Source organism: Amycolatopsis sp. cmx-11-12 (assembly GCF_046269425.1).
Classification (GTDB): domain Bacteria; phylum Actinomycetota; class Actinomycetes; order Mycobacteriales; family Pseudonocardiaceae; genus Amycolatopsis.
The window spans coordinates 1-16,948 of the sequence record NZ_JADNQM010000074.1; the positions used below are offsets into that span (position 1 = coordinate 1).

At 69.9% G+C, this 16,948-nt stretch carries 13 protein-coding genes and 1 pseudogene; 9 read left to right on the forward strand and 5 right to left on the reverse strand.

The annotated features are described in order from the left end of the window. Positions 1-193: 193 nt before the first annotated feature. Together ACLARN_RS43365 and ACLARN_RS43370 are read right to left on the reverse strand one after the other, a co-directional pair. Positions 194-1,021, reverse strand: coding sequence for a siderophore-interacting protein (locus ACLARN_RS43365; protein ID WP_409497325.1), 828 nt, complete (start codon positions 1,019-1,021; stop codon positions 194-196). Between the two features lie 14 nt (positions 1,022-1,035). Next, entirely contained in the window at positions 1,036-1,359 is a 324-nt protein-coding gene (locus tag ACLARN_RS43370) for an MGMT family protein (protein ID WP_409497326.1), read from the reverse strand. Between the two features lie 54 nt (positions 1,360-1,413). Here ACLARN_RS43370 and ACLARN_RS43375 point away from each other — a divergent pair, with 54 nt between their 5' ends. Further along, positions 1,414-4,629 carry an ATP-dependent helicase gene (locus tag ACLARN_RS43375; protein ID WP_409497327.1) on the forward strand — a complete coding sequence of 1,072 codons (3,216 nt, stop codon included), beginning with the start codon at positions 1,414-1,416 and terminating at the stop codon, positions 4,627-4,629. Next, entirely contained in the window at positions 4,626-7,883 is a 3,258-nt protein-coding gene (locus tag ACLARN_RS43380) for an ATP-dependent helicase (protein WP_409497328.1), read from the forward strand. The genes ACLARN_RS43375 and ACLARN_RS43380 overlap by 4 nt, the downstream gene beginning before the upstream one ends. Positions 7,884-7,952: 69 nt before the next feature. Here ACLARN_RS43380 and ACLARN_RS43385 read toward each other — a convergent pair whose 3' ends face one another. After that, the gene (locus ACLARN_RS43385) at positions 7,953-8,339 is read right to left on the reverse strand and encodes a hypothetical protein (RefSeq protein WP_409497329.1); all 387 of its coding nucleotides are present in this window, start codon (positions 8,337-8,339) and stop codon (positions 7,953-7,955) included. Positions 8,340-8,427: 88 nt separating this feature from the next. On the opposite strand from ACLARN_RS43385, the gene ACLARN_RS43390 reads away from it, so the two are divergent. Together ACLARN_RS43390 and ACLARN_RS43395 are read left to right on the forward strand one after the other, a co-directional pair. Next, positions 8,428-9,504, forward strand: a complete 1,077-nt coding sequence (locus ACLARN_RS43390) for a potassium channel family protein (RefSeq protein WP_409497330.1) — start codon at positions 8,428-8,430, stop codon at positions 9,502-9,504. A 180-nt stretch (positions 9,505-9,684) separates the two neighbouring features. Beyond that, a complete protein-coding gene (locus ACLARN_RS43395) occupies positions 9,685-10,092 on the forward strand; it encodes a hypothetical protein (RefSeq protein WP_409497337.1) in 408 nt (135 codons plus the stop codon). 245 nt (positions 10,093-10,337) lie between these two features. Here ACLARN_RS43395 and ACLARN_RS43400 read toward each other — a convergent pair whose 3' ends face one another. Further along, entirely contained in the window at positions 10,338-11,426 is a 1,089-nt protein-coding gene (locus ACLARN_RS43400; RefSeq protein WP_409497331.1) for a neutral zinc metallopeptidase, read from the reverse strand. A gap of 217 nt (positions 11,427-11,643) precedes the next feature. Between ACLARN_RS43400 and ACLARN_RS43405 the strand changes: the two genes are divergently transcribed. From ACLARN_RS43405 to ACLARN_RS43425, 5 genes are read left to right on the forward strand one after another with little or no spacing between them, the layout of a single operon-like run. Then, positions 11,644-12,741: a hypothetical protein gene (locus ACLARN_RS43405; protein ID WP_409497332.1), complete on the forward strand. Its 1,098-nt coding sequence runs from the start codon at positions 11,644-11,646 to the stop codon at positions 12,739-12,741. Next, on the forward strand, positions 12,735-13,376 hold the full coding sequence (locus ACLARN_RS43410) for a DUF4129 domain-containing protein (protein WP_409497333.1): 642 nt from the start codon (positions 12,735-12,737) through the stop codon (positions 13,374-13,376). Before ACLARN_RS43405 ends, ACLARN_RS43410 begins: the two co-directional genes overlap by 7 nt. Further along, positions 13,373-14,497, forward strand: a complete 1,125-nt coding sequence (locus ACLARN_RS43415) for a DUF4350 domain-containing protein (protein WP_409497334.1) — start codon at positions 13,373-13,375, stop codon at positions 14,495-14,497. Before ACLARN_RS43410 ends, ACLARN_RS43415 begins: the two co-directional genes overlap by 4 nt. Further along, complete coding sequence (locus tag ACLARN_RS43420) at positions 14,494-15,483, forward strand: AAA family ATPase (RefSeq protein ID WP_409497335.1); 990 nt, start codon at positions 14,494-14,496, stop codon at positions 15,481-15,483. Before ACLARN_RS43415 ends, ACLARN_RS43420 begins: the two co-directional genes overlap by 4 nt. Then, entirely contained in the window at positions 15,483-16,769 is a 1,287-nt protein-coding gene (locus tag ACLARN_RS43425; RefSeq protein WP_409497336.1) for a DUF58 domain-containing protein, read from the forward strand. The genes ACLARN_RS43420 and ACLARN_RS43425 overlap by 1 nt, the downstream gene beginning before the upstream one ends. A 52-nt stretch (positions 16,770-16,821) precedes the next feature. On the opposite strand, the pseudogene ACLARN_RS43430 reads toward ACLARN_RS43425, so the two are convergent. After that, a pseudogene (locus tag ACLARN_RS43430) lies at positions 16,822-16,948 on the reverse strand (IS630 family transposase); the annotation flags it as partial.

A 16,948-nucleotide genomic window follows, 5' to 3' on the forward strand; every position in this document is an offset into this window, starting at 1 on the left:
CTCATCCAGCACGAACAACGCACCCGGCACATCTGACAAGCACCACCCCACCCCGGCATTAACACACCCGGTCAACCCCACCCCACCAGCCAAGACCAAGATGAAAAGTCCCCAATGTGGCATTGGGTGCACTCAACGCCCCCAATGCCACATTGAGTCCACCCGCCCCCCGCACCCCGAAGCGCGAGAACCCTCAGTCCTCCTCGGCAGGAACCTCGCCGCTTTCCCGCTGTCGCATCGCCTCACGTCCGGCAGCCTCTTCGCTCACTCCCTGCCGCCAGTACCCGGTGAAGCAGATCGCCCGCTTGTCCACGCCGCGCTCCCGCACGAGGTGCCGCCGCACCAGCTTCACCATGTTCGCTTCGCCCGAAATCCACGCGTAAGGGGTCCCGCCCGGCAGTTCCGCCTTTCGCACGGCTTCGAGCACCGCTGAGCCGACGCTGCCAGAGCCGCGCACCACCCAGTGCAGCTCCACCGTCCCCTGCGTATCGAAGACCTGCCGGTCTTCGCGATCACCGATCTCGACGTAGACCACCGCTCGCGTTCCGGCGGGCAGGGCCTCGACGATCGCGCCGATCGCCGGGATCGCGGTCTCGTCGCCGACCAGTAGCTGCCAGTTCGTGTCCGAGGGCACGTTGTAGAGCCCGTGTGGCCCGAGGAAGGCGACCCGGTCTCCTTCCGAAGCGGTCGCGGCCCACGCCGAAGCGGGGCCTTCGTCGCCGTGCAGCACGAAGTCGATGTCGACCTCCTGCACCGACGGCCGCAGCGCGCGCACGGTGTAGGTACGCATCGGCGGGCGGACGTCGTCGGGCATCGCGAGGTAGGTCTTGTACCAGGAGTACACCTCGTCGCCGCCCAGCGGCGCGGGCAGCACCGGTTCCGGCTGGCCGGGCTGCGGGAAGAACACCTTCAGGTACTGGTCGGGTGCCTGGTCTTCCAGCGACGCCCCCGAGAAGGTCACCCTGCTCATGTGCGGGGTGAGCCGTCGGACACCGGTCACCTTCGCCTCGATGTAGCTCATTAGGCGAGGCTAACCTAAAAAAGTCCGCCCGAGTCAGCGTCGTCATCGGGATCACGCTGCCATCGGTATTTTCGCAGGTCGACGCGCTGGCCAGTGGCCAGGACGCCCTCCGCGCGCAGCCGTTGCAGCTGCTCGTCGAGCAGATGCGGAGCCGGTGTCCCATCGGCGCGCAGAATACGGTGCCAGGGGAGGTCCTGGCCGTCCTCGCTGAGGATCCGCCCGATCAACCGTGGTGACGGGGCTCCCGAAACCGACGCTATATCCCCATAAGTCGCGACCGAGCCGGCGGGCACGCTCGCGATGACCTCGCGCACCCGCTCGTGCAGTTCGTCATCCATGGGACCACTTTGCCGTGCCGCTGCGAGGTTGTGTCGGCGGGGCGTGGTTCCATCGTGGGCGTGAACGGGCGGCGAACAGCGGCAGGAACCGACGCGCGGCTGGTCCGCACGCCGGTCACCGGCACGCCGTCGTTCCAGTGGGATTCCAGCGCCCGCCGTCTGTTGGCTGCTCCGGACGGCTTCCGCAGGGTTCTCGGCGGCCCGGGTACGGGCAAGACGGCCTTGCTGGCGTCGGCGGCGTCGCGGCGCATCGCCGAGGGCGCAGACCCGGAGAGCGTGCTCATCCTGACCACCTCACGCAAGGCCGCCGAGGCCCTCCGCGCCGACATCACCCACCGTCTCACCACCGATCCGGAAGAGGATCCGCTGCCCCGCACGATCCGCGAGCCGCTCGTGCGCACGGTGCACTCGTACGCGTACGCGCTGTTGCGGATGGAGGCGCAGGCCGACGAACTCCCGCCGCCGCGCCTGCTGGCCGGAGCGGAGCAAGACGTCGTCGTCCGAGACCTGCTCGCGGGTGACCTCGAAGCGGGCGCGCTCGACTGGCCGGAACAGTTGCGGCCAGCGCTGAACGTGCCCGGTTTCGCGGAGGAACTGCGAGACCTTCTCCTCCGCGCCGCCGAACGAGGGCTCGGCCCGGAGGATCTTGCCGAACTCGGCAGGCGTCGCGGCCGTGACGAGTGGATCGCGGCCGGGCATTTCTGGAGCCAGTACGAAGAGGTCACGCTGTTGCAGGGCGCGGGCGGCAACGCGCTGGGCGTGGCGAGCGCTCCGGCGCTGGACGCGGCGGAACTCGTCACTTCCGCGCTGCTGGCGCTGGAGGACGACCCCGAACTGCGCGAACGCGAGCAGCGCCGGGTCCGGCATCTGTTCGTCGACGACGCCCAGCATCTCGACCCGTTGCAGACGCAGCTCGTCAGGCTCATCGGGCACGCGGCCGACGAGTTCGTCGTCGCGGGTGACCCGGATCAGTCCGTGTTCTCCTTCCGTGGCGCGGATCCCCGGCTGTTCGCCGACGCGGACGACGACGGCGAGCGCACGGTCCTGCTGACCACCGCGCACCGGCTCGCCCCGGTGATCCGCACGGCCGTCACGAAACTCGGCTCCGTGCTGCCGGGTTCGTCGCCACAGCGCAAACTCGTCGACGCGCCGGACGCCGAGGGTGGTGCTGTCCGCGTCCGGCTGATGCCGACTCCGGCGTCCGAGGCGAGCTGGATCGCCGATCAGCTCCGCCGCGCGCATCTCGTCGACGGCGTCCCGTGGTCGGAGATGGCGGTGCTCGTCCGGTCGCCAGCCCGTACTTTCCTTGTCCTGCAACGTGCTCTGCGGGCCGCCGGAGTCCCGATCGGTTCGGCCACCGAGGAACTGCCGCTCGCGAAACAACCCGCCGTCCGGCCGTTGCTGGCGATGCTGCGGCTCGCCGCCGATCCGGAACTGCTCGACGTCGACCTCGCTGAGATGTTGCTATCCTCGCCGTTGGGTGGTGCGGATCCGCTGGCCCTGCGGCGGCTGCGTCGCGGTTTGCGCAGGCTGGAACTCGCGGGCGGTGGACAGCGATCCAGCGACGAGCTGCTGGTGGAAGCCTTGCGCGCCAACGACGTTCTCACTGGCCTGGCCGAGGCGGAGGCGCTGCCGATGCGCCGGATCGGTGGCCTGCTCCACGCGGCGCATCAAGCCGTCGTGCGTGGCGAAGGCGTCGAGCAGGTGCTGTGGGAGCTGTGGCAGTCCAGCGCGCTGGAGCAGCGCTTCCTGCGTTTGGTCGACCGCGGTGGTTCCCTTGGCTCGCAGGCGGATCGGGATCTCGACGCGATCGTCGCGCTCTTCGACGGGGCCGGTCGCTATGTCGACAGGTTGCCGAGGGCGAGTGTCGCCTCGTTCGCGGATTACCTGTCGTCGCAGAACATCGCCGGTGGCACGCTGGCGCCCGCGGCCATCAAGAGCGACGGCGTCTCGTTGCTCACCGCGCACGCGTCCGCCGGTCGCGAGTGGACGGTCGTGGCGATCGCCGGTGTTCAGGAGGGCAGCTGGCCGGACCTGCGGCTGCGTGGTTCCGTGCTCGGCGTCGAGCGGCTGGTCGACCTCATGTCCGGCGTCGACGACGAAAAGGTGTCCGCCACCGCGCCGATCCTCGCCGAAGAGCGACGGCTTTTCTACCTCGCCGCGAGCCGCGCGCGGAAGACGTTGCTGGTCAGCGCGGTCGCGGGGGAGGACGAGCAGCCCTCGCGGTTCATCGACGATCTGGAGGAGAACGGCGCGGACGACGGCGGCCTCGACTCGCGGATGAAACCGGCGGGCCGTTCGCTGGTGCTCGCCGAACTCGTCGGTGAACTGCGCGAGGTGGTTTGCGATGAGGCGAGCGAGCCCGAAAGACGGCAGCGGGCGGCACGTCAGCTCGCCAAACTGGCCGCCGCCGGGGTGCCGGGCGCGCATCCGGGCACCTGGTACGGCCTGCTGGAACCTTCCACCAGTGAACCCGTGCACGGGGCGGGTGATCTCATCCGCATCTCACCGTCCACTGTGGAGGTTCTGGTCAAATGCCCGCTGCGGTGGCTGATCGAACGTCACGGCGGCAGTGACCCGGCGCAACTCGCGGCCGTCACCGGAACCCTGGTGCACGGGCTCGCGCAGGCGGTCGCGGGCGGCAGCAGCGACGAGCAGATCCGCGCGGCGCTGGACGAGGCGTGGGTGCGGGTGGACGCGGGGGCGCCGTGGTTCTCGCGCCGCGAGCGGTCACGGGTCGAGCAGATGCTGCGGAACTTCATTTCCTGGCTGGAAACCAGCCGGAAGGAACTGATCGAGGCGGGGGTCGAGCAGGACATCGAAGTCGAGCTGCCGGTCGGCGAAGGCGACCTCCGCGTGCTCCTGCGCGGCCGCGTCGACCGCGTGGAGATGGACAAGGACGGCCGTCCGGTCGTCATCGACATCAAGACCGGCAAGGTCCCGATCTCCGCCTCCGACGCCGAACAACATCCGCAGCTGGCCGCGTACCAGCTCGCCGTGCTGCTCGGCGCGGTCGAGGGCGGTTCGAAACCCGGTGGCGCGCGGCTGGTCTACGTCGCGAAGTCCAACAACAAGACCGGATCCACCCAGCGTGAGCAGGCGCCGCTGGACGAGGACGGCGGCAAGCAGTGGCTCGAACTGGTGCGTTCGGCGGCCGGATCCGCCGCGGGCCCGGAGTACGGGGTCACCGAGAACCCGGACTGTGATCGTTGTCCGGCAAGGGGTTGCTGCCCGCTGCGGCCCGAGGGCAGGCAGGTGACCGGCCCTTGATCTCCGAACTCCAGCGCCGTCAGGTCGAACCGGCCGAGATCGCCTGCGCGCTCGGCCTGCACAGCCCGACCGACGAGCAGGCCGAGGTCATCGCCGCCCCCATCGAGCCGTCGCTGGTGGTGGCGGGTGCCGGCGCGGGCAAGACCGAAACGATGGCCGCACGCGTGGTGTGGTTGGTGGCCAACAGCATCGTGCCACCGGAACGTGTCCTCGGCCTGACCTTCACCCGCAAAGCCGCCCGCCAGCTCGGCGAACGCGTCCGCACCCGGCTGCGCCGCCTCGTCGGATCGGGGTTGCTCGACAGGATCGACCCGACCGGCGACCTCCGCATGACGGTGACCGCCGAGGAGCCGACGGTGCTCACCTATCACGCGTACGCCGGACGGCTGCTGTCCGAACACGGCCTGCGGTTGCCGGTCCAGCCAGGGGTGCGGCTGCTTTCGGAGACGTCTTCGTGGCAGTTCTCGCATCGCGTGGTGTCCACTTGGGACAATGACCTCGACACCGATCGCGTGCCCTCCACGGTGACGGCGCAGCTGCTGGCGCTGGCCGGGGAACTCGGTGAGCACCTGGTCGAAACCGAACGGCTGGCGCAGTACACGTCGTGGCTGTGCGAGGTCATCGAGAACGCGCCGCGGGCAAAGGGGCAACGCGCGGCGCTGCCGCAGAAACTCGCCGAAGTCATGACGGCACAACGGTTCCGGCTCGCTCTCCTGCCTTTGGTCGAGGCGTATCACGCGCGCAAGCGGGCCGAGGGCGCACTCGACTTCGCCGACCAGATGTCGCTGGCCGCGCAGCTCGCCAGCAGCTATCCGGCGGTGGTCGCGGGGGAACGCGAGCGCTATGGCGCGGTGCTTCTCGACGAGTACCAGGACACCGGCCACGCTCAGCGGATCCTACTGCGGTCGCTGTTCGGCGGCGTCGAACATCCGCCGATGCCGGTGACGGCGGTGGGCGACCCGGCGCAGGCCATCTACGGCTGGCGCGGCGCCAGCGCGGCGAACCTGCCGCGGTTCACCACGGACTTCCCGCGAGACAACGGCGAACGGCTCGTCCCGGCACTGGATTTCGGGCTGCTGACCAGTTTCCGCAACCCTCCCGAGGTACTGGAGCTCGCGAACGCGATCTCGGAACCGTTGCGGGAGCGCGGTCTCGGTGTCGCGCGGCTTCGTGCGCTGGAAGGCGCGGGCACGGCCGACATCGCCTCCGCGTTGCTGCCGGACATTCGCGCCGAACGCGAGTGGGTGGCCGACGCGGTGGCGAAGCGCTGGTTCGAAACGGTGGAGGAGACCGGAAAGCCGCCGACCGCCGCGGTGCTGGTGCGACGCCGCGCCGACATGGCGCCGATCGCGGCCGAAATGCGGGCCCGTGGGCTTCCGGTGGAGGTCGTCGGCCTCGGCGGTCTGCTCGACGAACCCGAGGTCGCGGACCTGGTCAGCACGTTGCGGGTGCTCGCCGATCCGCTCGCGGGCAGCGCCGCCGCGCGGTTGCTGACCGGGGCGCGCTGGCGGATCGCGGCGGCCGACCTCGCGGCGTTGTGGCGCCGCGCGGGTGAACTCTCCTCGCCGGTGCCACCTTCGGAAAAGTCCGATGTGGACGAACCGGTATTGGTGACCGAACGGGTCGAACAGGCCGGGCTCGCCGACGCGATCGACGACCCCGGTACCGCGGACCGGTATTCGCCCGAGGGATACCGGCGGATCCGCCGCGTGGGGGGCGAGCTTTCGGCGTTGCGCCGCCGCCTCGACCAGTCGCTGCCCGAACTCGTCGCCGACGTGGAACGCACCATGCTGCTCGACGTCGAATCGCTGGCCCGTCCCGGGCCCGCCGGGCGCGCGCACCTGGACGCTTTCGCCGACGTCGTCACGGATTTCGCCGAGACCTCGCCGACGGCCACCCTTTTGTCCTTTGTGGACTATCTGAACACCGCCGCGCACGCGGAGGACGGGCTCACCCCCGGCGAGGTGGAGGTCGTCCCGGACCGGGTCCAGGTGCTGACCGTGCACTCGGCCAAGGGGCTGGAATGGCGCATCGTCGCGGTTCCGCACCTGGTCAAGGAGGTCTTCCCGGGAAGGCGGCGCTCGTCGTCGTGGCTGCGGACGTCGACCTCGCTTCCGGCCGCGCTGCGCGGGGACTCGGAAGACCTGCCGGAGCTGCGGGTGTCCGAAGGCTTTGACCGCAAGGAAGTCCAGGAAGCGCTGGAACTGCACGAAGAAGGTTTCGTGGCGCGGGAGGCGGATGAGGAGCGGCGGCTCTGTTATGTCGCGCTGACTCGCTCCGAGCACACACTGCTGGTTTCCGGGCACTGGTGGAACGAGAGCAGCGCGCGGCCGAAAGGGCCGTCGGAGTTCCTGCTCGAAATCGGTGAGGTGATGCGGGGGAACTCGGTCGGCCGCATCGAGCACTGGGCCGACGAGCCCGAGGCCGACGGAGACAACCCGCTGGTCGCCGATTCACGCAAGGCGCGGTGGCCGGTCGATCCGCTGTGGCCGCGGCGCGAGGGCGTCACCAACGGCGTCGATCTGGTGCTCGGTGCCATGGAAGACGCCGAGGAAGGTGCCTCCGAGGAGGAGGACGATCCGGACGGCTGGATCTCCGACACCAAGGTACTGCTGGAAGAACGCGCGCAGGCGCAGAACCGGGTCCAGCAGGTCGTGCTGCCGCCGCATCTTTCGGTGAGTCAGCTGGTGGAGCTGTCGGCCGATCCTGCCGCGCTGGCCAAACGGCTGCGACGGCCGCTTCCCGTGCGCCCCAATACTTACGCGCGCCGGGGGACGGCGTTCCACGGTTGGCTGGAGCAGCGGTTCGGCGGTGAGCAGCTGCTGGAGATCGACGACCTGCCGGGCGCGGCGGACGTCGACGAGGCGCCCGATTCCGAGCTGGAGGCGTTGCAGACGGCGTTCGAGAAGAGCGAGTGGGCGAACCGGGTGCCGCACGCGGTCGAGGTCCCGTTCTCGGCCGACGTCGTGGGGGTGACGCTGCGCGGGCGGATGGACGCGGTGTTCGCCGATCCCGACGGCGGCTGGACCGTCGTCGACTGGAAGACCGGTGCCGTGCCGGAGAAGGAGCGGCTCGCGCCGCTGGCCGTGCAGCTGGCGGCGTACCGGCTGGCGTGGGCGGCCTTGAGGAAGATCCCCGTGGAGAAGGTGCGGGCGGCGTTCCACTACGTGAAACACGACAAGACCGTCCGCCCGGCGGACCTGCTGGACGCCGAAGGCCTGCGAGACCTCTTACGACGCGTCCCGACGATCTAGCGTTTCGGCACCTACTTGCGATAGTCGCGCGCGCAACTATCGCAAGTAGGTGCCGAAACGCAGGGGTCGTCAGGCGCGGTCGCGCACCTTCAGGGCCCAGGTCACGAGTGGGATCTGGAGGGGGACGCGGGCCCAGAAGGCCGCCCGTAAGACCTTCGGGGCCTTCCGGCGGTCGGCGTCGGCGGCCATCTTCACGTTCCCCGGCAGGACCACGACGAACAGCAGCGCGGCCGCCAGCCCGCCGAGCCGTCGCGTCTTCGGAGCGGCGACCGCGGCGGCGACCCCCAGCTCGGCGACACCGGAGCCGTAGGTCCACGCCCGCGGCGAGCCCGGGAGCTGCTTCGGGATGATCGCGTCGAAGGGCTTCGGCTGGACGAAGTGCAGGACACCGGCCGCACCGAGCAGGCCGGCGAGGAAGTATGCGGGCCGCTGGGACGGCTGGGAATCCGAGGACATGCCCTGAGCTTCGCATACCGCGCTGAACGTAAGGCTCGTCGGCTATCCTCCCGACCGTGAGTGACGCGGACCAGGCCGGAGCCTGTGCATGAGGGTTCTCAAGCGTTTCCCGGTCAGGCTGAGCGACCGCCCGGACCATGAGCTCGTCGGCGTGATCCGGATGCCGGAACTGACCGTCAGCCCGCTGCGGTCGATCCTGAAGCGGATCATCGGCGCGATGCTCGCCCTGCTGGCGACCGTGCTGATCGTCTACCTCGACCGGGACGGCTATCGCGACGCCAACGGCGACGGGCTCAGCTTCCTCGACAGCCTCTACTACGCGACAGTGTCGCTGTCGACCACGGGCTACGGTGACATCGCGCCCGCGACGTCGTCGGCGAGGCTGATCAACGTCCTGGTGATCACCCCGCTGCGGGTGCTCTTCCTCATCGTCCTGGTCGGTACCACACTCGAAGTGCTCACCGAGCGCTCCCGCCAGGCTTTCAAGATCCAAAAGTGGAGGACGAAGGTGCGTGACCACACGGTCGTCGTCGGATTCGGCACGAAGGGCCGGTCTGCGGTCAACGCGCTGCTCGGGGACGAGAACGTCGAACCCGACCACATCGTCGTCGTCGACACCGACCAGCAAGCCCTCGAAGCGGCCACCGCGCTCGGCCTGGTGGTCGTGCACGGTTCGGCCACCCGTGCCGACGTGCTGCGCGTCGCCGGGGTACAGCGGGCCAAGGCCGTGGTCGTCGCCCCGAACCGGGACGACACCGCGGTGCTGGTCACGCTGACCGCGCGCGAGCTGGCACCGAAGGCGCACATCGTGGCTTCTGTGCGTGAAACGGAGAACGTCCACCTGCTCAAGCAGTCGGGTGCGAACCAGGTCGTGGTGTCGAGCGAGACCGCCGGGCGCCTGCTCGGCATGGCGACGTCGACGCCGCTGGTGGTCGACATGGTCGAGGACCTGCTCACCCCCGAGTCCGGCCTCGCGATCGCCGAACGCCCGGTGGAGCCGTCGGAAGAGGGCGGTTCGCCGCGGCATCTGCCGGACATCGTGCTGGGTGTCGTCCGCGACGGCGTCCTGTACCGCGTGGACGCCCCGCAGGCGGACGCGATCGAGCCGGGCGACAGGCTGCTGTACATCCGCAAGGTGACGTCCGCGGAGACGATCGAGCGGTAGCGGGGGACCTTTGGTATCACCGGCCCCCGGACAAGTGGGCTCCGGTGTTCTGCCGCTGGTATCACCGGCCCCCGGACAAGGGCTCGCTGTGTTTTGCCGCCGTGTTCTGGAAGCATGGCGTTCGTGCGCAAGCGATCGGACCCCGCCAGAGGGCTCACCCCGGGATGGAACTCCCTGGCGGTGGCGGCCGGTGCCGGTCTGCTGGTGATCTTCCTTGCCTGGTTCGCCGGGCCGGGGTTGTTCGGCATCAGGAGCGAGACCCAGGGGACGACCGTCCAGGCCGAGGTCGTCCAGCCCGCACCCTGCGCGGCGGGCGGGGCCACCGAGACCGTCAAATTCGAATTCGGCGGTAAGCCGATGGAGGCATCGCTCAACGGCTGCGGGCACGGCAAGGGGGAGCGGCTCGAGGTCGTCGTCCCCGACGGCGCTTCCGGCGATGCCGTCTCGGTGCACGCGGCCGACTCGGCGGCGGGGGCCAGCGACGCGCGACGACCGGTCGGACTGGCTCTGCTGGTGTTCAGCTGCTTCGCCGGTGGGATGTACGTCTATCTCGTGGTACGCGGGCCGCGTCGGCTGGCGACGGCCTGACCGGGGCGCGTGAAGGCCGCACCAGCCATCGCGGGTGTCGCGAAAGCCACTTTCGGGACATCAGACGTCCCGAAAGTGGCTTTCGCGACACGGCAGCCGGGCAATCATGGGCCGAACCTGCGATCAATCGCACCCCGGAGCCCAGTAGGTACCTAAGACACTCTTGGCCCTGCCTGTCCTCACCACTCACGAGCCCGGTGACCGGAGGGACCGGGCAACCAGGTGACGAATCGCGAAAGGGTGGGTCAGGAGACAGCGTTCGCGGGGGCGGAGAAGGTGTTGCAGTCGGCGACCCGGTTGTTGCTCGCGCCCGCCCGCCACCAGGACGCGTAATGCGCGTTCGTCCCGTGGTCCTGGCTGCGTGAGGTGTTGTCGCCCCGGGTCTCCTGGTCGTTCCATGCCTTGTTGTACATGTCCCGGCTGACCGTGCCGCCCTGGTCGACGTGCGCGCCGAGGAACATCCCGGAGAAGCACTGCGCCTGTAGTTCCTTGCGCCGCGACATCTCCAGCCCGGCGGGGCTGTTCTGGCCCGTTTCGTAGATCTTCTGCCAGGCCGCGTCCATCAGTCCGGCGACCTCCTGGACGTGGTGCCCGTACTCGTGCGCGAAAAGGGCGAGGTAGACGCCGGGGTTGTTGCCGTACTGGTCGGTCTGAAGACCCCGGAACGGCACATAGAGGTTGTTCTCGCAGTAGTACGCCGCCGTCGCGATGCCCACCTGGATCGTGCCGCATTCGGTTTCGAAGCTGGCGCCGGTCGGGAAGTGCAGGGCGGGCGGGGTGAACGGCAGGCGATAGGCCTCGAGGAACGGGCCCCACGCGTTGTCGAGGCACTTGCCCGCCGCGGTGAAGAACGCCTCGGCGGCCTGCTGGCTGCTCTGCCACTGCGGCAGCGAGCAGACACGGTTCTGCAAACCCGCGTTGGGATCCTGGAGAATCGGGTGATCACCCAGCTTGAGGACCTTTTGCGGCCCGCTCGACGACGAAGGCGCCCTGGACGACGAGCTCGGGAACGGGTCCGGAGAGGACGAGGGTGACGACGACCCGCTCGGCGGCAGGGCCGCCGGGGAAGTCGGGTTCGGCAGGGTCTGGTAGCCCGCGTTCGCTACGGGATCCTTGCCGTCACGATTGAGTGAAACGATCGCGACCAGGCCCAGGACCAGCACGGCGACCGCGCCGAGGCAGATGCCGACGATCGCGCCGACGGACCGGCGTGGTGGCGGCGGCGGGAATTGGTGCGGAGCACCGTGATGCCACTGGGCAGGGGGCTGGCCGTGCACCGGCGGTGGCTGGACGGCGCCGCGTGGCGGCCACTGGCCGTGGGGCGGTTGCGTCATCAAGTCGGTCCCGGTGGTTCTAGGGGCGAACCGGGGGTACCCGGCCCGATAGTTCAGCATAACGAGCTAACGGCTTCCTCTCCCACTGCTCGGCAGCAGAGGGTATCCAGCGTGAGCCGAACGGTCACCCATCAGTGTCGTCCCCCCAGCTCTGGCTGGGTGTCGGACCCTCTGGAAGAGTGTGCGTAAGCAACGCGAACGGGTAAGGGGCTGTCGCATGACGGAGACCGGCGGACCGTCCGGGCCGGAAGGTACCGAGAGGCCGAAGCCGCAGGCGGACGCACCGACGCCGCCGCAGGGTGAAGTGCCGCCGCCACCGGCGCCGGAGCAGCAGTGGCAGTCCCCGTCGGGGGCGACCCCGCCGCCACTGCCGTCCTATCAACCACCACAGCAGCAGGTCCCGAACTGGAAGGTCGGCCTCGGCAGGCCCGGGGTCATTCCGCTGCGCCCGCTGAACCTGACCGACATCCTCGACGGCGCGGTCACGGCCATGCGCAAGTACTGGCGGATGGTCTTCGGCGCCGCCGCGGTGACCGCTGTGCTCACCGCGGCCATCAACCTGGTCGGGTTGCTGCTGGTCGACACCACCGGCGACCTCGAACAGGTCCGCGATCTCGGCCCCGCGGCCACCGATCAGGAACTGATGAACCAGATGCTCGGCCTGCTGGGCGGGACACTGGCGTCGTCGTTCATCACCCTCGTCGCCACCCTGCTCGGGACGACCATCCTCACCGGATTCCTGACCGTCCTGATGGGCAAGGCCGTCCTCGGCAAGCCGGTCACCTTCAAGGAAGCCCTGAAGGAGGCGACGCCCCGGCTGCTGCCGCTGCTCGGGCTGACCGTGCTCTACACGCTGGCGATCCTGGTCGGGGCGATCTTCTGCCTGCTGCCGGCGATCATCCCCTACACCTTCTGGGCACTGGCCAGTCCGGCGTTCATCCTCGAACGCGGCACCGTGATGGAGGCGTTCCGCCGTTCGGTGAAGCTGGTCTCGGGGATGTTCTGGCGGGTCTTCGGGATCCTGCTGCTGGCCTACGTGATCTCGTCGTTCCTGGCGTCGATCATCACGCTGCCGTTCAGCTTCGGCGCGTTCCTGTCGATCTTCGGCAATCTGGACCAGATGTACATCCCTTCGACCGGTGACCTGATCCTCCAGTCGGTGGGCACGGTGATCGCGCAGACCATCGTCGGGCCGTTCACCGCGCTGGTCACCGTGATCCTCTACATCGACCAGCGGATGCGCCGCGAAGGCATGGACATCGAACTGGCCCGCGCGGCCGGGATCGCGACGCCGCCCCCGCCGCAGGCATGGTGACGCGCTTCCTCACCGAGGTCCCGGTCGACATCGACCGGGACACCGCCCGGCTGCGCGCCATCGAGGAACTCGCGGATCCGACCTACCAGGCCGCGAGACCGAGCTGGTTGTCCGAAGCGTTCACCTGGCTGGTCGAGCGGGTGCTGCGCTTCCTGGACACCGTCAACGGCGCCGTACCCGGCGGGATCTTCGCGGTCGTGCTGCTCGTCGTCGTGCTGATCGTGCTGGTGGTGGTGATCCGGCTGCGGTCCGGCCCCTTGGCGACGGCGGCCAAGGGCGCCAGGGCCGTGTTCGCCGGACAGCGCAAGGCTTCCGGCGAACACCGGAAGGCGGCCGAGGACGCCGCGTCGCGAGGCGACTTCGACGAAGCCGTCCGTGAGATCTTCCGTGCCGTGGTGCGGTCTTTGGAGGAGCGGGCGCTGCTGGACGAGAAATCCGGCCGGACCGCCGACGAGGCCGCCGTCGAAGCCGGACGACTGCTCCCGGACGTCGCCGACGCGCTGAGCGCCGGTGCCCGATTGTTCGACGACGTCCACTATGGAGGAATCCCGGCCAGTGAGGCGGGCTACCGTTCACTGTCCGAATTGGACGAACGCTGCCGCCGCGCGAGGCCCGTCGCACTGGCGGCCGGATGACCTCCGTTTCGCCCGACGCCCGCCGGATCTGGCGCGGGATAAGGCTCCCGCTCGCGGTCGTCCTCCTGATCGTGCTGACCGGTACGCTGCTCGTCCTCTTCCGCGGTGAGCAGACCACCGGCTCGCTCGACCCTGGTTCGTACGAGCCCGGCGGAAGCCGTGCGCTGGCCGCCTTGCTGGAACGGGAAGGCGTCAAGATCACCCCGGTGCGCACGGCGGCCGAGGCCAAGGACTTCGCGGAGGGCGCGACCGTCCTGATCACCCAGCCCGGCTACGTGCCCAAGAGTACGTTCACGGAACTCCGGCGGATCTCCCCGCATATCGTGCTGGTGCAGCCGAGCCCGAGCACGGTCGACGAGATGCTTCCCGGCGTGCGGGTGAACGGTCAGCTCGAAACGGAGACTCGCCAGCCCGACTGTCCGGCCGCGGATCCCGTCGCGGCCGGTGGCGCGACCATGGGCGGCCTGAAGTACACGGCCACGCAGCCGAGGGCGCAGGAATGCTACGGCGGCTCGTACCTCGAAGTACCCGGTCCACAAGGGACGGTCAGCGTACTCGGTGCCCCCGAGCCGCTGTCCAACGAATGGCTGGCCGACGAGGGCAACGCGGCACTGACGATGCGGATGCTCGGAAAGCACGAGCGGCTGGTCTGGTACCTGCCGACGCCTGCCGATCCGTCGCTGGAGAACGAGAAGAAACCGCTGTCCGAACTGATCCCGGCGGGCTGGTCGTACGCCGCGTTGCAGGCCGGTATCGCGGTGGTGCTGCTGGCGCTGTGGCGCTCCAGGAGACTCGGGCCGGTGGTGACCGAGCCGATCCCGGTCGTGGTGCGCGCGGCCGAGGCCACCGAGGGACGGGCTCGGTTGTATCGCAAGGCGAGGGCCGCCGCACACGCCGGGGAGACCCTGCGTGAGGCGGCCCGCGCGCGGCTCCGGCCGTTGCTGGGGCTGCCCCGCGACGCCGAACCCGCGGCGCTGGTGGAATCCGTCGCCGCGCGGACCGGCCGTGCTCCGGGCGAGATCGGCGCGCTGCTGTATGGGGACCCGCCCGCCGACGACACCGCGTTGGTGCGGCTGGCGGACGGACTCGATGTCGTGGAACGAGAGGTGGAGCGGTCTTGAGTACCGAACAGACCGAACAGTCCGGTGTGGACAGTGCGGCCGAAGCGCGGGCGGCGCTGATCGCCCTGCGCGCCGAGGTCGGGAAAGCCGTGGTGGGCAACGACGCGGCCGTCACCGGACTCATCATCGCGTTGCTGTGCCGGGGACACGTGCTGCTCGAAGGCGTACCGGGCGTGGCGAAGACCTTGCTGGTGCGGGCCTTGGCCGCGGCGCTGGACCTGGAAACGACCCGGGTGCAGTTCACCCCGGACCTCATGCCGGGCGACATCACCGGCTCGATCGTCTACGACGCGCACAGCGGTGAGTTCTCCTTCCGCGAGGGGCCGGTGTTCACGAACCTGTTGCTGGCGGACGAGATCAACCGAACCCCGCCGAAGACGCAGTCGTCACTTTTGGAGGCGATGGAGGAGCGTCAGGTCTCCAGTGACGGCAAGACCCGGCCGCTGCCCGATCCGTTCATCGTCATCGCGACGCAGAACCCGGTCGAATACGAAGGCACGTACCCGCTTCCCGAGGCGCAGCTGGACCGGTTCCTGCTGAAGCTGACCATGCCGACACCGTCCCGTGAGGACGAGTTCGGCATTCTTTCCCGGCACGCGCAGGGTTTCGACCCGCGGAACCTGGTCGCGGCCGGAATCAAACCGGTCGCCGGGATCACCGAACTCGACGCGGCGCGGCGTGCCGTTTCGGGGGTCACCGTGCGGCCCGAGGTGCTCGCCTACATCGTCGACGTCTGCCGGGCGACGCGGGCGTTGCCGTCCGTGCGCATCGGTGTCTCGCCGCGCGGCGCGACCGCGCTGCTGGCCGCGACGCGGGCGTGGGCGTGGCTCGCCGGCCGCGACTACGCCACCCCGGACGACGTCAAAGCCTTGGCACGGCCGTCTTTGCGGCACCGGCTCGATCTGCGGCCCGAGGCCGAACTCGAAGGCGTGACCGCCGACGGTGTGCTGGACCGCGTCCTCGCGTCCGTGCCCGTTCCACGCTGATGGCCGTCACCGGGCGGCTCGGGCTGCTGGCGCTCCTCGCGGCGCCGGTGGTCGGCTTGCTGCTGCCCTCTTGGGCCGGGATCGGGCTGGCCGCCGCGGTGCTCTTTCTGTTGGTGGCGCTGGATCTTCTGCTCGCAGGGAGCGTGCGGCGGCTGCGGTTCGCACGGTCCGGTGCGACGTCCGTGCGGCTGGGGGAAGCCTGCGAGGTCACGCTGACCGTGGCCAATCCCGGTGGCCGTCCGGTGCGCGCGTGGCTCCGGGACGCCTGGCCGCCCAGCGCCGGTGCCGACGACAGGCACCGGCTTTCCTTGCCGGCGGGCGAACGCCGCATCGTGACCACCCACCTCCTGCCGACCCGGCGAGGCGACCGGCGGGCGGCCAGGATCACCGTCCGGTCGACCGGGCCGCTGGGTCTCGCGGCGCGGCAAGGTTCGCACGACGTGCCGTGGACCGTGCGGGCGCTGCCGCCGTTCCACAGCCGCAAGCATCTGCCGTCCCGGCTGGCCCGCTTGCAGCAGCTCGACGGCCGCAACGCGGTGCTGATCCGGGGCCAGGGCACGGAATTCGACTCCTTGCGCGAGTACGTGATCGGCGACGACGTCCGGTCGATCGACTGGCGTGCTTCGGCCCGCGCGTCCGACGTCATGGTGCGGACCTGGCGGCCCGAACGCGACCGGCACGTGGTGCTGGTCCTCGACACGGGCCGTGTCTCGGCGGGCCGGGTCGGGGACGCGCCGCGGCTCGACGCGGCGATGGACGCGGCGCTGCTGCTGGCCGTGCTGGCGGCGCGGGCGGGTGACCGCGTCGACCTCCTGGCCTACGACCGTCAGGTGCACGCGGCCGTCCAGGGTTCGACGGATCTGCTGCCCTCCCTGGTGAACGCGATGGCGCCGCTGGAGCCGTCGTTGATCGAGACCGACGCGCGCGGGATGGTCGCGGAGGTGCTGCGGCGGACCAGGCGGCGCGCGCTGGTCGTCCTGCTGACCGGACTGGATGCGGCACCGCTGGAAGAAGGCCTGTTCCCGGTGCTGTCCAAGCTGACCTCGCGGCATCAGCTGGTGATCGCTTCGGTGGCGGACCCGCGGGTCGCCGAGATGGCGGCTGGCCGCGGCGACGCGGAAGCCGTCTACGACGCGGCCGCGGCCGAGCGCGTGCTGGCGGAACGGCGCCAGGTCACCGCGCGGCTGGCGCGGCACGGGGTCGAGGTCGTCGACGCCGTGCCCGAAGACCTGCCGCCGCGGCTGGCCGACCGGTATCTCGCGCTGAAGGCCGCCGGGCGGCTGTGATGTCGAAACTCCGCTAGCGGTGGCTCGACCGGCATTGCGCGGAGATCGTCCCCTAGTGTCGCGCGTCTGATGTTCGTTGACGGGTGGCGTGGGGCAGGATTTCGTCGGCGGTCTTGGTCCAGGTGAACGGGTGGCAGCGGTTGTTCCAGCCGTCGATGAAGGCGCGGATCGCGGTGACG

Coding starts and splice junctions, on each gene's coding strand:
- ACLARN_RS43365 (WP_409497325.1), bottom strand. CDS start 1,021: ATGAGCTACATCGAGGCGAAGGTGACCGGTGTCCGACGGCTCACCCCG.
- ACLARN_RS43370 (WP_409497326.1), bottom strand. CDS start 1,359: ATGGATGACGAACTGCACGAGCGGGTGCGCGAGGTCATCGCGAGCGTG.
- ACLARN_RS43385 (WP_409497329.1), bottom strand. CDS start 8,339: ATGTCCTCGGATTCCCAGCCGTCCCAGCGGCCCGCATACTTCCTCGCC.
- ACLARN_RS43390 (WP_409497330.1), top strand. CDS start 8,428: ATGAGGGTTCTCAAGCGTTTCCCGGTCAGGCTGAGCGACCGCCCGGAC.
- ACLARN_RS43400 (WP_409497331.1), bottom strand. CDS start 11,426: ATGACGCAACCGCCCCACGGCCAGTGGCCGCCACGCGGCGCCGTCCAG.
- ACLARN_RS43405 (WP_409497332.1), top strand. CDS start 11,644: ATGACGGAGACCGGCGGACCGTCCGGGCCGGAAGGTACCGAGAGGCCG.
- ACLARN_RS43410 (WP_409497333.1), top strand. CDS start 12,735: ATGGTGACGCGCTTCCTCACCGAGGTCCCGGTCGACATCGACCGGGAC.
- ACLARN_RS43415 (WP_409497334.1), top strand. CDS start 13,373: ATGACCTCCGTTTCGCCCGACGCCCGCCGGATCTGGCGCGGGATAAGG.
- ACLARN_RS43425 (WP_409497336.1), top strand. CDS start 15,483: ATGGCCGTCACCGGGCGGCTCGGGCTGCTGGCGCTCCTCGCGGCGCCG.